Origin of the sequence: Enterobacter cloacae complex sp. XAL002, assembly GCF_049236805.1 — a bacterium.
Taxonomy (GTDB): Bacteria; Pseudomonadota; Gammaproteobacteria; order Enterobacterales; family Enterobacteriaceae; genus Enterobacter; species Enterobacter intestinihominis.
The window spans coordinates 50,587-63,717 of sequence record NZ_JBMKJN010000002.1; the positions used below are offsets into that span (position 1 = coordinate 50,587).

11 protein-coding genes are annotated in these 13,131 nt (G+C 56.9%); 7 read left to right on the forward strand and 4 right to left on the reverse strand.

Annotation, left to right across the window (positions count from 1 at the left end):
- Positions 1 to 3: 3 nt before the first annotated feature.
- Entirely contained in the window at positions 4 to 1,266 is a 1,263-nt protein-coding gene (lysA, locus tag ACOT0L_RS01900; protein WP_048965691.1) for a diaminopimelate decarboxylase, read from the forward strand.
- On the opposite strand, the gene ACOT0L_RS01905 is transcribed toward lysA, so the two are convergent.
- Entirely contained in the window at positions 1,236 to 2,273 is a 1,038-nt protein-coding gene (locus ACOT0L_RS01905; RefSeq protein ID WP_022649245.1) for a LacI family DNA-binding transcriptional regulator, read from the reverse strand. The genes lysA and ACOT0L_RS01905 overlap by 31 nt on opposite strands.
- A gap of 299 nt (positions 2,274 to 2,572) precedes the next feature.
- Between ACOT0L_RS01905 and ACOT0L_RS01910 the strand changes: the two genes are divergently transcribed.
- The 4 genes from ACOT0L_RS01910 (at position 2,573) to ACOT0L_RS01925 (ending at position 6,658) form a co-directional block, all read left to right on the forward strand.
- On the forward strand, positions 2,573 to 3,898 hold the full coding sequence (locus ACOT0L_RS01910) for a PTS sugar transporter subunit IIC (protein ID WP_003862812.1): 1,326 nt from the start codon (positions 2,573 to 2,575) through the stop codon (positions 3,896 to 3,898).
- 7 nt (positions 3,899 to 3,905) lie between these two features.
- Positions 3,906 to 5,333: a glycoside hydrolase family 1 protein gene (locus ACOT0L_RS01915; protein ID WP_126502682.1), complete on the forward strand. Its 1,428-nt coding sequence runs from the start codon at positions 3,906 to 3,908 to the stop codon at positions 5,331 to 5,333.
- Positions 5,334 to 5,411: 78 nt separating this feature from the next.
- Positions 5,412 to 6,185, forward strand: a complete 774-nt coding sequence (locus ACOT0L_RS01920; protein ID WP_022649243.1) for a GntR family transcriptional regulator — start codon at positions 5,412 to 5,414, stop codon at positions 6,183 to 6,185.
- A complete protein-coding gene (locus tag ACOT0L_RS01925; protein ID WP_023306858.1) occupies positions 6,182 to 6,658 on the forward strand; it encodes a GNAT family N-acetyltransferase in 477 nt (158 codons plus the stop codon). Before ACOT0L_RS01920 ends, ACOT0L_RS01925 begins: the two co-directional genes overlap by 4 nt.
- On the opposite strand, the gene galR is transcribed toward ACOT0L_RS01925, so the two are convergent.
- Positions 6,613 to 7,635 (reverse strand): HTH-type transcriptional regulator GalR, encoded by a 1,023-nt coding sequence (gene galR / locus ACOT0L_RS01930; protein WP_126502683.1) that lies wholly within the window; start codon positions 7,633 to 7,635, stop codon positions 6,613 to 6,615. The two genes, ACOT0L_RS01925 and galR, sit on opposite strands and share 46 nt — an antisense overlap.
- Before the next feature lie 617 nt (positions 7,636 to 8,252).
- Between galR and aas the strand changes: the two genes are divergently transcribed.
- Both aas and lplT read left to right on the forward strand, forming a co-directional pair.
- Positions 8,253 to 10,412, forward strand: coding sequence for a bifunctional acyl-ACP--phospholipid O-acyltransferase/long-chain-fatty-acid--ACP ligase (aas, locus tag ACOT0L_RS01935; RefSeq protein ID WP_126502684.1), 2,160 nt, complete (start codon positions 8,253 to 8,255; stop codon positions 10,410 to 10,412).
- Positions 10,405 to 11,598 carry a lysophospholipid transporter LplT gene (gene lplT, locus ACOT0L_RS01940; RefSeq protein WP_022649240.1) on the forward strand — a complete coding sequence of 398 codons (1,194 nt, stop codon included), beginning with the start codon at positions 10,405 to 10,407 and terminating at the stop codon, positions 11,596 to 11,598. Before aas ends, lplT begins: the two co-directional genes overlap by 8 nt.
- A 105-nt stretch (positions 11,599 to 11,703) precedes the next feature.
- Here the strand turns inward: lplT and ACOT0L_RS01945 are convergent, their stop codons facing one another.
- Both ACOT0L_RS01945 and ACOT0L_RS01950 read right to left on the reverse strand, forming a co-directional pair.
- Positions 11,704 to 12,744 (reverse strand): NADP(H)-dependent aldo-keto reductase, encoded by a 1,041-nt coding sequence (locus tag ACOT0L_RS01945; protein ID WP_015571754.1) that lies wholly within the window; start codon positions 12,742 to 12,744, stop codon positions 11,704 to 11,706.
- Positions 12,745 to 12,876: 132 nt separating this feature from the next.
- Positions 12,877 to 13,095: a YgdI/YgdR family lipoprotein gene (locus tag ACOT0L_RS01950; RefSeq protein ID WP_003862794.1), complete on the reverse strand. Its 219-nt coding sequence runs from the start codon at positions 13,093 to 13,095 to the stop codon at positions 12,877 to 12,879.
- Between the last annotated feature and the right edge of the window lie 36 nt (positions 13,096 to 13,131).

Consider the following 13,131-nt stretch of genomic DNA (forward strand, 5'->3'; position numbering starts at 1 on the left):
ACCATGCCACGCCCGCTCAACCAGACCGAAACCGATTTAAACGCCGATAACCTGCTGCGCCTGCCTGCCGAATTCGGCTGTCCGGTGTGGGTCTACGATGCGCAGATTGTTCGCGAGAAAATCGTCGCGCTGCATCAGTTTGACGTGGTGCGTTTTGCGCAGAAGGCCTGCTCCAATATTCATATTCTGCGCCTGATGCGCGAGCAGGGCGTGAAGGTTGACTCCGTATCGCTGGGTGAAATCGAACGTGCGCTGGCGGCCGGGTTTGATCCAAAGGCCGATAGCGACGCGATCGTCTTCACCGCTGACCTGATAGACGACGCCACGCTGGCGCGCGTGCACGAGCTGCAAATCCCGGTGAATGCCGGTTCGGTGGATATGCTGGAACAGCTTGGGCAGGTTTCCCCGGGCCATCGCGTCTGGCTGCGCATCAACCCGGGCTTTGGTCACGGTCACAGTCAGAAAACCAACACCGGGGGCGAAAACAGCAAGCACGGGATCTGGTATGCCGATATGCCTGCGGCGCTGGAGGTTTTACAACGTTACAACCTTAAGCTGGTGGGTATTCACATGCATATCGGATCCGGCGTGGATTATGGCCATCTTGAGCAGGTCTGTGGCGCGATGGTGCGTCAGGTTATCGATTTTGGCCAAGATCTGGAGGCGATCTCCGCCGGGGGAGGGCTTTCGATCCCTTACCGCGAAGGGGAGGAGGCGATCGACACGGATCACTATTACGGCCTGTGGAGCGCCGCGCGTGACAGCATTGCCGCTCATCTGGGCCATGCGGTGAAGCTGGAGATTGAGCCGGGTCGTTTCCTGGTCGCCGAAGCTGGCGTGCTGGTGGCGCAGGTGCGGAGCGTGAAGGAGATGGGAAGCCGTCACTTTGTGCTGATTGATGCTGGCTTCAACGACCTGATGCGCCCGTCCATGTACGGCAGCTATCATCACATCACCGCGCTTGCCGCCGATGGCCGCGATCTGGTCAACGCCCCGCGCATCGAGACCGTTGTTGCCGGCCCGCTGTGTGAATCCGGTGACGTCTTTACTCAGCAGGAAGGCGGGAAAGTCGAAACCCGTTCGCTGCCAGAGGTAAAACCGGGAGATTATCTGGTGCTGCATGATACCGGTGCATACGGGGCGTCTATGTCTTCGAACTACAATAGCCGTCCGCTGCTGCCGGAAGTGCTGTTTGATAATGGCGTGGCGCGGCTGATTCGCCGTCGCCAGACCATTCAGGAATTGCTGGCGTTAGAGCTGGTCTGATTAAACCAGGGCCCTGTTGTCACCGAATCGCGTAAGACCAGCGTGCCGGTGAACGGTGGGATCGCTTCAACCGGCTGGTTTTTTGCCAGCCGGATCGCCTGGTCGATCGCCGTCACGATCATGTTGTCGATCGGCAAATACACCGACGACAGGGCAGGCTCCAGCCACTTTGCGCTGGGGGCATCGTCAAAACCAAACAGCGAAATATCCTGCGGGATCTTCAGCCCGGCCTGGTGTAATGCTTTGGAGGCGCCCAGGGCCATATCATCATTACAGGCAAACAGGGCGCTGAACGATGTCTTTTCCGCAATCAGCTCCTTGCACAGCTCGTAACCCCGCGTCATGCCTGCATCGCCGTATTTAATCCGCCGCTCATCGAGACGAATACCGTGCTTCTCCAGCGCCTTACGGTAGCCCATCAGCCGCGCTTTACCCGTTGGGGTGTGGATCGGGACGGTGATACAGGCGATCTCCCGATGGCCCTGGCTTATCAGGTAATCCACCGCTTTGAAGGCTGCGTCCTGCTGTTCAAAGAAGACGCAGCGATCCGCCGCCTGGCTCACTTCGCGGTTAATGATCACCAGCGGCGTCTGCACGCTGTTGATCAGCTTCAGGATCGTCTTTTCGCTCATGTAACGCGTGTACAGCACGATGGCGTCGCACTTGCGGTCGGCGAGCATCTGCACCGCCAGTTCTTCCTGTTCAGGGGCATCGTGACCGTCGGTAACAATCAGCTGTTTACCGTGCGTTTCGGTCTGCCGTGACGCCTGCTGTAGCAAACGACCAAAGTAAAAACCGTCGAACGTCGAGACGACCAGACCGATGCTGTTGCTGGTCTGGTTAGCCAGCGAGCGCGCGAGAAAGTTCGGACGATAGCCCAGCTCCTCCATCGCGCGAAATACCTGCTGGCGCGTGCTCTCTTTAACCTGACCTGTGCCGTTCAGCACGCGCGAAACGGTGGCCTTCGACACGCCCGCACGCAGTGAGACATCCAGCATTGTTGCCATTCGAAATTCCTGTTTCCACGTAATGGTTTGCAGTTTAACACAGACCATCCGGCGCATAAGCGACGTGGGAAGGACAAAACCCCATAACGATCACGCTTTTCAGTAACGATCCTCGCCCGCGGAATAAATGCCTGTCATTGGTATACCAAAATGGTGATAAATCATAATCTGGAATACCTCTAACGGCGTTGGGAGCTTAATCACAGAACAAATCGCCTGTGGACGCTATTTTTGGCATACCAATAGTATCCGGCTGTACACCTTATTCAATAAAAGCCCTTTTACTGAGGTATTACCCTATGGCATTTCAGGAAAAACTGATCGACGCTCTGGGCAGTTTTGCCACTACCTTCAACAGCTATCGCTATATCCAGGCGATCAAGTCTGCGTTTATTACCTTAATGCCAGTCATCATAGTGGGGGCGTTCTCGGTATTGATCTCCAATATGGTGCTGGATCCGAAAAACGGTCTGGCGAGCTTTCAGTCGCTGTCGTTTCTCGCGGCCTTAAAGCCGATCACCAGCGCGCTCAACTACGCCACGCTGAACTTTCTCAACATCGGCGCGGTGTTTTTAATCGGCATTGAGCTGGGGCGTATTAACGGCATTAAGTCCCTGTTCCCCGGCCTGCTGGCGGTGATCTGCTTTATCTGCGTGACGCCGACCACGGTGGAAATGCTGGTGGACGGTGAGATGCACGTGGTGAAAGATGTGCTGCTGCGCCAGTTCTCAGATACCCGCAGCCTGTTCCTCGGTATGTTTATCGCCATCCTGTCGGTGGAGATCTACTGCTGGCTGGAAAACCGCAAGGGGCTGAAAATCAGGATGCCGGACACGGTGCCGCCGAACGTTGCCGCGTCGTTCTCTGCGCTGATCCCGGCCATTATCACCACCACCGCCATCGCCACCTTTGGCTTCGTGTTTCATCAGATTACCGGCATGTATCTCTACGACGCGGTATACCAGGTGGTGCAACAGCCGCTGGAGCGCGTGGTGCAAAGCCTGCCGGGGATCCTGCTGCTGATGTTTGTCGCCCAGCTGTTCTGGGTGATTGGTATTCACGGCAACCAGATGATCAAGCCGATCCGCGAGCCGCTGCTGCTGGGGGCAATCACCGTTAACATGAGCGCGTTCGAGCAGGGCAAAGAGGTGCCAAACATCATCACCATGCCGTTCTGGGACGTCTATATGAGCATCGGCGGCTCCGGCCTGACCATCGGCCTGCTGATAGCCGTCATGATTGCCACCAAACGTAAAGAGATGAAGGAGATAGCCAAGCTCTCCATCGGGCCGGGTATTTTTAATATCAATGAGCCGGTGATCTTCGGTATGCCAATCATGCTCAACCCGATCCTGGCTATCCCCTTCATCATCACGCCGCTGGTGACGGGCTCGATTGGCTACTTTGCCACCGTGACCGGATTTGCCGGGAAAGCCGTGGTGATGGTGCCCTGGACCACGCCGCCGCTGATCAACGCCTGGCTGTCAACGGCGGGCTCCATGGGGGCGGTGATCACCCAGTTTATCTGCATCGTGACCGCGGTGATTATCTATCTGCCGTTTGTGAAAATTGCTTCACGCCGCGCAGAGCAGGCCGCACTGCAACAAGCCACCGATAACGCATGAGGATACGATGAGCACAAAACAGATAGCCATACCGCAAGATTTTATTCTGGGCGCGGCGGCATCGGCCTGGCAGACCGAGGGCTGGAGCGGCAAAAAGCCGGGGCAGGATTCGTGGATCGATCTCTGGTACATGAACGATCGTCACGTCTGGCACAACGGCTATGGTCCGGCGGTGGCAACCGACTTTATCAATCGCTTCCGCGAAGATGTAGCGCTGATGAAGCAGGCGGGACTGACGCACTATCGCACCTCGATCAACTGGTCGCGCTTTTTAACCGACTATGAAAATGCGACGGTAGATGAAGAGTACGCCGCGTATTACGACGCGCTGTTCGATGAAATGCACCGTCAGGGCATTGAGCCGATGATCTGCCTGGAACACTACGAATTGCCGGGCGTGCTGCTGGAGACCTACGGCGGCTGGGCGTCAAAGCACGTCGTCGAGCTGTTCGTTCGCTATGCGGAAAAGGTATTTGAGCGCTTTCACGGCAAAGTCACCCGCTGGTTTACCTTCAACGAACCGATTGTGGTCCAGACGCGCGTCTACCTTGACGCGCTGCGCTGGCCCTATGAGCAGAGCACCAGCACCTGGATGCAGTGGAACCACCATAAGGTGCTGGCGACGGCGAAAGTGGTGAAGCTGTTTCGCGAGAAAGGGTATGACGGCACGGTGGGCTGTATTCTTAACCCGGAAGTGACCTATCCGCGCTCCCGCGCGCCGCATGACGTGCGAGCGGCAGAGATGTACGATCTGTTCTACAACCGCGTCTTTCTCGACCCGCTGGTGCACGGGCGCTATCCGCAGGCGCTCTTTACCCTGCTGGCGCAGCATCAGGTGCAGTGGGACTACACGGCTGACGAGCTGGCGCTGATTGCCGACAACACCGTCGATGAGCTGGGCATTAACCTCTATTACCCGCATCGCGTCAAAGCCCCGTCCCGCGGCTGGCACCCGAAGACGCCGTTCCATCCGGCGTACTACTACGAGCCGTTTGAGCTGCCCGGACGGCGAATGAACACCTCTCGCGGCTGGGAGATCTTTCCGCGCATTATTTACGACATGGCGATGCGGATTAAAAACGACTATCGCAACATTGACTGGTTTGTGGCGGAAAGCGGGATGGGCGTGGAGAACGAAGCGCAGTATCGCAATCGTGACGGCGTCATTGACGACACGTACCGCATCGCGTTTATCAGCGAACATCTCTACTACACGCTGCTGGCGCGGGAGGCGGGGGCGAACTGTCACGGTTATATGCTGTGGGCCTTCACCGACAATGTCTCCCCGATGAACGCGTTTAAAAACCGCTACGGGCTGATTGAGATCGACCTTGAAAATCAACGCGCACGGCGGGCAAAGAAATCAGCGTCCTGGTTCCGCCAGCTGCGCGATGAGCGTGTGCTGACGCTCAGGGTAGACGATGAATGGAAGTAAGCCTTCTGGTAAAATAGCGCACAAACTGGCCGGGAGGACGTCCGGCCCGCGCATTAACTGAAAAACACAGGTGAAAACGTGGATAAGGCTGTCATCCTGCCGGAAAAAAAACAGTACCAGGAGATTGGCGAGGATTTACGGGCGCAGATTATCCAGGGGCATTATCCCGTGGGATCGCGTCTGCCGCCGGAGCGCAACATCGCCGAGACGTATGGCGTCAGCCGCACTATCGTGCGCGAGGCGCTGCTGATGCTTGAGCTTCAGGGGACGGTGGATATTCGCCAGGGGTCTGGCGTGTACGTGATGCGCATTCCGGAAGAGCATGAAAACGAGGAAGAGCGTTTTCTGAACAGTGACGTTGGGCCGTTTGAAATTCTCCAGGCGCGTCAACTGCTTGAAAGCAACATCGCTGCCTTTGCCGCAAAAATGGCGACACGGGCGGACATCGACAACCTGCGCCGCATTATCGAGCAAGAGCAACGGGCGATTGCCGTCGACGATCGCAGCCAGGACAACAACAAAATGTTCCACCTGGTGCTGGCTGGGGCCACACAAAACCAGATGCTGCTGGCGACGGTTGAGAGTGTCTGGCATCACATGGACAGCAGTCCGCTGTGGCAGCAGTTCAATGGCCATATCGCCAGCCGCGCCTGGCGCCTGAAGTGGCTCGGAGACAGGCAAACCATTCTCGCTGCGCTCCGCCGCCGCGACGTGATGGGGGCGTGGCAGGCGATGTTCCAGCATCTTGAGAACGTTAAAAAGAGCCTGCTTGAGCTGTCAGACGAAGACGCGCCCGATTTTGACGGCTATCTCTTCGAATCGGTCCCTCTTTTCCAGGGGAAGCTGGTGTGAATATACTGCCGCTTCACGCTGCGCCGCAGTTTACACAGCAGGTGATCGACTGGATCTGGAACGCGTTTGGTGAAGGTATGCCGCGTGCCTTTTTCCAGAGCATTGTCGAGCACAGCCTGACGCCGGGCGAGTTACCGCTCACCTTTATTGCCGTTGAGGATGACCAGCTGCTGGGCACCGTTGGGTTGTGGCGTTGCGATTTAATTTCCCGGCAGGATCTTCATCCCTGGCTGGCTGCGCTGTATGTCGATGAAGCCGCGCGGGGAAACGGGCTGGCGGGAAAACTTCAGCAGCATGTTATCGGCTACGCGCGACGCGCCGGGTATCACGAGCTCCACCTCTGGTCTGCCTGCCGCGACTTCTACGAACGTTACGGCTGGCACTACATCGGTGATGCGCTGGAATACCCGGATAAAACCGTCCATCTCTATCGCTGTTCGCTCACGGCTTCCGCGGGCGATACCACCGAGTGACGGCGCACTAAGGTTGGGCTGAACAGGTGGGTAATTTCCGGTGGCGGGCGATGCTCGGCCAGCGCTAACGCCAGTTCTGCCGCCTGCGTTGCCATGGTCACAATCGGGTAGCGCACGGTGGTCAGGCGAGGGCGCACGTAGCGCGACACCAGCACATCATCAAAGCCAATCAGCGAAATTTCTGCCGGGACGTCGATTCCGTTATCATTCAGCACGCCCATCGCGCCGGCGGCCATGGAGTCGTTATAGCTGGCCACGGCGGTGAAATTCCGCCCGCGGCCCAGCAGCTCGGTCATCGCCTGCTCGCCGCCACTCTCATCCGGTTCTCCGTACGCCACAAGACGATCGTTGCACGGCAGACCGGCTTCGCGCAGCGCGTCGTAATAGCCCTGAAGGCGATCTTCCGCATCGGAAATTGGGTGGTTGGAGCACAGATAACCAATTCGGGTATGGCCCTGCTGGATCAGGTGACGGGTTGCGAGCCATGCGCCGTAACGGTCGTCGAGCGCCACGCAGCGGGTTTCAAATCCGGGAATAATACGGTTGATAATCACCATCCCCGGCATCTGTTTCATCAGATGGATCAGCTCGGCGTCGGGGATCATTTTGGCATGGACCACCAGCGCCGCACAGCGATGACGGATCAACTGCTCAATGGCCTGGCGTTCTTTCTGTTCATTGTGGTAGCCATTACCAATCAGCAGGAAATTACTGGTGTGATAAGAAACTTGTTCTACGGCTTTGACCATCGCACCGAAAAACGGATCGGATACATCCCCGACCACCAGCCCGATGGTTTCTGTCGACTGTTGGGCAAGGGCGCGTGCGTTGGCGTTAGGGTGATAATTCAGGTTTTCCATGGCGTCCTGCACGGCCTGGCGTGATGCATCACTCGCTTTAGGGGAGTTGTTGATCACGCGGGAGACGGTCGCGACGGAAACACCGGCCAGACGAGCCACATCCTTAATTGTCGCCATTCAATACCTTCTTATAGGGGTAAGCGTTTACACACTAACTAGTGTTGCGGAAAAGCGGCGCGCATTCAAGGGGAGCGGGTGAGCGTCCTCTGCAAACGTGAAGCAGAACATCCCTCGCGGTGTAATCGTTACACGGCCAGTCATGTCTGAATAATGTCAATCTGAACCTTTAGTTACACTTTGCCTCAGGCTGTTGCGATTGTCCGTTGGCAACGATGCGTTGTGAATTGCTAGAGTCGAGATCCCAGAGGTATTGATAGGTGGAATCAACTTCGGTTGATTAACACGATTTACACCAACCTGCGTTTTACGCAGGTTTTTTTTTGCCTGTAAGTTCAACCTGTAACAGCAAAAGAGATTATTCACACCTGGTTGCACTTCGGCTCATTCCCTTGCGTTTTCCTGCTGGCGAAGCCTGTCGCCGGAGGCCACAATCAAGATCCCAGAGGTATTGATTGGTGAGAATTCCTGGTACGTTTTCGTACTCTTCACTTGCACCAACCTGCGCGGATGCGCAGGTTTTTTTTCGCCTCTGTTTTTGCTATCGCTCCCTCACTACTTCTCGTGTAATCTGCCACCATTTATACCTTTCACACTGGCTGGCAAAGGGAGTTGAAATGCTTTTTGGGTTCTTCCGCACACTGTTTCGTGTCCTGTTTCGCATTCGCGTGACTGGCGATACGCAGGCACTCTATGGCGAGCGTGTTCTTATCACACCGAATCACGTCTCTTTTCTTGATGGCGTATTGCTGGCGCTTTTTTTGCCCGTGCGGCCCGTCTTTGCGGTGTACAGCTCCATCAGTGAAAAATGGTACATGCGCTGGCTCAGGCCGCTGATTGATTTTGTCCCGCTCGACCCTACCAAACCGATGATGATTAAACATCTGGTGCGTCTGATTGGGCAGGGGCGTCCGGTGGTTATCTTCCCGGAAGGGCGGATTTCAGTGACGGGCTCCCTGATGAAAATTTACGACGGGGCCGGTTTTGTCGCGGCGAAGTCTCAGGCCACCGTCGTGCCGCTACGCATCGACGGGGCTGAGCTAACCTTTTTCAGCCGTCTGAAAGGGCTGGTGAAGCAGCGTCTGTTCCCGAAAATTACCCTGCATATATTACCGCCGACGTCACTGCCGATGCCCGAGGCGCCGCGCGCGCGCGACCGCCGTAAAATCGCCGGGGAAATGCTGCACCAGATTATGATGGAAGCGCGCATGGCCGTTCGCCCGCGCGAAACGCTGTATGAATCGTTGCTGTCGGCGCAGTATCGCTACGGTGCGAAGAAAAACTGCATCGAAGACATCAATTTTACGCCGGATACCTACCGTAAGCTGTTGACCAAAACGCTGTTTGTCGGGCGTATTCTGGAAAAGTACAGCAAACAGGGCGAAAAGATCGGCCTGATGCTGCCAAACGCGGGTATCAGCGCGGCGGTAATCTTTGGTGCCGTGTCCCGGGGCCGCATTCCGGCGATGATGAACTACACGGCGGGCGTGAAAGGGCTCTCCAGCGCGATTACCGCAGCACAAATCAACACCATCTTTACCTCCCGCCAGTTCCTGGATAAAGGCAAGCTGTGGCACCTGCCGGAACAGCTGACGCAGGTGCGCTGGGTGTTCCTGGAAGATCTGAAAGCAGACGTCACGACCGCCGACAAGCTGTGGATTTTCGCGCACCTGCTGATGCCGCGTCTGGCGCAGGTTAAGCAGCAGCCGGAGGATGATGCCATTATCCTCTTTACCTCCGGCTCTGAAGGCAACCCGAAAGGTGTGGTTCATAGCCACAAAAGCATTCTGGCAAACGTCGAACAGATTAAAACCATCGCTGACTTTACCGCCAACGATCGCTTTATGTCGGCGCTGCCGCTGTTCCACTCATTTGGTTTGACCGTGGGTCTCTTTACGCCGCTGCTGACCGGTGCCGAGGTGTTCCTCTACCCAAGCCCGCTGCACTACCGCATTGTGCCGGAGCTGGTTTATGACCGTAACTGCACTGTGCTGTTCGGGACGTCCACCTTCCTCGGAAATTACGCGCGCTTCGCCAACCCGTATGATTTCTTCCGCGTGCGCTACGTGGTGGCGGGGGCGGAAAAACTCCAGGACAGTACGCGCCAGATCTGGCAGGACAAGTTTGGCCTGCGGATTCTGGAAGGCTATGGCGTGACGGAGTGCGCGCCGGTGGTCTCCATCAACGTTCCGATGGCGGCAAAACCGGGAACGGTTGGCCGTATTCTGCCGGGGCTGGACGCGCGTCTGCTGGCGGTGCCGGGTATTGAAGACGGCGGACGTCTTCAGCTGAAAGGGCCGAACGTCATGAACGGCTATCTGCGTGTGGAAAAACCGGGCGTGCTTGAGGCGCCGACGGCCGAGAACGTCAATGGCGAGGTTGAAACGGGCTGGTACGACACGGGCGATATCGTGCGCTTCGACAATCAGGGCTTCGTGCAGATCCAGGGACGTGCAAAACGCTTCGCCAAGATCGCCGGGGAAATGGTCTCTCTTGAAATGGTCGAGACGCTGGCGACCGCAGTCTCGGCGGAGAAAATGCATGCGACCGTGGTGAAAAGTGATGCCAGTAAAGGCGAGGCGCTGGTGCTCTTTACTACTGACGGTGAACTGAAGCGTGATGCGCTTCTCAGGTATGCGCGCGAACATGGTATCCCCGAGCTGGCGGTCCCCCGCGATATTCGTTACCTCAAACAGTTACCGGTGCTGGGCAGCGGTAAACCCGATTTTGTGACCCTGAAGGGCATGGTTGAAGAGGCGGAACAGCATAATGCGTGAGTCAGTACACACTAACACTTCAATCTGGTCGAAAGGCATGATGGCGGTTATCGCCGCCCAGTTTCTTTCCGCGTTCGGCGATAACGCGTTGCTGTTTGCTACGCTGGCGTTGCTGAAAGCTGAGTTTTATCCCGACTGGAGCCAGCCGATCCTACAGATGGTGTTTGTGGGTGCTTACATTGTATTTGCGCCGTTTGTTGGCCAGGTGGCGGACAGCTTCCCCAAAGGTCGGGTCATGATGTTTGCCAACAGTCTTAAGCTTCTGGGCGCGGCAAGCATCTGCTTTGGTATCAACCCGTTTGTTGGCTACACGCTGGTAGGCATTGGCGCGGCAGCTTACTCCCCGGCGAAGTACGGCATTCTGGGTGAGCTCACCACCGGCGATAAGCTGGTGAAGGCCAACGGCCTGATGGAGTCCTCCACCATTGCGGCGATTCTGCTGGGTTCGGTGGCGGGCGGCGTGCTGGCAGACTGGCATGTACTCGCCGCGCTTGGCATCTGTGCCCTGATGTACGGTGGCGCGGTGATCGCCAACCTGTTTATCCCCAAACTGGCCGTGGCGCGTCCGGGACAATCCTGGCGCTTCGGGCCAATGACCGGCAGCTTCTTCAACGCCTGCCGCGTACTGTGGCGTAACGGTGAAACACGCTTCTCGCTGATGGGCACCAGCATGTTCTGGGGGGCCGGCGTTACGCTGCGTTTCCTGCTGGTGCTGTGGGTGCCGGTGGCGCTGGGCATAACAGACAACGCCACGCCGACCTACCTGAATGCCATGGTCGCCGTCGGGATTGTGGTCGGGGCCGGGGCTGCGGCCAAACTGGTAACGCTTGAAACCGTTGCGCGCTGCATGCCTGCAGGGATCCTGATCGGCGTCGGCGTTCTGTTCTTCTCCCTGCAACATGCCATATTGCCAGCCTATGCCCTGTTGTTACTGATCGGCGTATTAGGCGGTTTCTTTGTGGTGCCGCTCAACGCGCTTTTGCAGGAGCGCGGCAAGCAGACCGTCGGGGCTGGCAACGCCATTGCGGTGCAAAACCTTGGCGAAAACATGGCGATGCTGCTGATGCTGGGGATTTACTCGCTGGCGGTAAAAGCAGGTGCGCCGGTTGTGGCAATCGGGGTGGGGTTTGGCGCACTGTTTGCGCTGGCGATTACCGGGCTGTGGGTCTGGCAGCGTCGGCGGTGATATCTTTGCCGGGTGGCGGCTCCGCCTGACCCGGCCTACGTTTCGTGATGTTGGCGGATTTTGTAGGCCCGGTAAGGCAACGCCGCCACCGGGCAAATCGTCAACTTAAGGTGCCGGGTAAGTATAAACCTGATGCACCGCTTCAATCTCCGCTAAGACCTCTTCACTCAGGTTCAGGTGGAAACTCTCAATATTGGTTTTCAACTGATCCATTGTCGTTGCGCCGAGCAGGGTACTTGCCACAAACGGCTGACGACGCACGAAGGCCAGCGCCATCTGCGCCGGATCGAGTCCGTGACGCTTCGCGATATCCACATAGGCCGCCACGGCTTTTTGTGTCTGCTCGCCGCTATAGCGGGTGAAGCGGCTGAAAAGCGTGTTACGCGCACCAGCCGGTTTCGCGCCGTTCAGGTATTTGCCCGTCAGGGTTCCGAAGCCCAGGCAAGAGTAGGCGAGCAGCTCCACCTCTTCGTACTGCGTCACTTCTGCGAGACCCACTTCATAACTGCGGTTCAGCAGGCTGTACGGGTTCTGGATGGTCACGATCCGCGGCAGGTCGTGTTTATCGGCCAGATGCAGATAGCGCATTACGCCAAACGCCGTCTCGTTGGAAACGCCGATGTAGCGGATCTTACCCGCGCGCTGGCATTCCGTAAGCGCCTCCAGTGTTTCCAGCAGGGTGACGGCCGGAGCACTCTCGTTCCAGGTGTAGCCAAGCTTACCGAAGCAGTTCGTCGGACGCTGCGGCCAGTGCACCTGATAAAGATCGAGATAGTCGGTTTGCAGGCGCTTGAGGCTGGCATCCAGCGCAGCACGGATATTCTTGCGATCGAGGATCTGGTTAGGGCGGATCCCGGCATCGTTATTACGGGAAGGGCCGCTAACCTTAGAAGCGATGACCAGCTTTTCGCGATTGCCGCGTTTCGCCAGCCAGTTGCCGACATACGTTTCGGTAAGACCTTGAGTTTCCGGGCGGGGAGGAACTGGGTACATCTCCGCCACGTCAATCAGGTTAATGCCCTGGCTGACGGCGTAATCGAGTTGTGCATGGGCATCGGCTTCGCTGTTTTGTTCACCAAATGTCATGGTGCCTAACCCCAGCTGGCTGATCTCCAGAGCGCTATGGGGGATACGGTGATAATGCATAGCCGGTTTCCTTTTTTAGACATACAGACCGCGTCAGGAACCTCCCGACAAAGGAATATAAACATGGCAGAGGGAAGGCAAAAGGGGAAGGAAAAAATCAAAAAGGCCAGCAAGCTACTGACCTTTATCTGTTTAACGCTCGATGATCTGGGAGACTTCGTCGCGATTAATTTGCATTTGATTGCCTTCGCGATCGCGGTAACTCACCAGACCGGTATCGTCGTCGACTTCGGGTTTGCCATCGGTCAGGATCATACGACCATCTTTCGTTGACATGACATAGTCGCTGCTACAACCCGATACCGCAAACGCTAAACCGACTGCTGAGATAATTACTGCCCATTTTTTCATCGTTCTCATCCTCACCTGGCTCGTATCAAATCATAG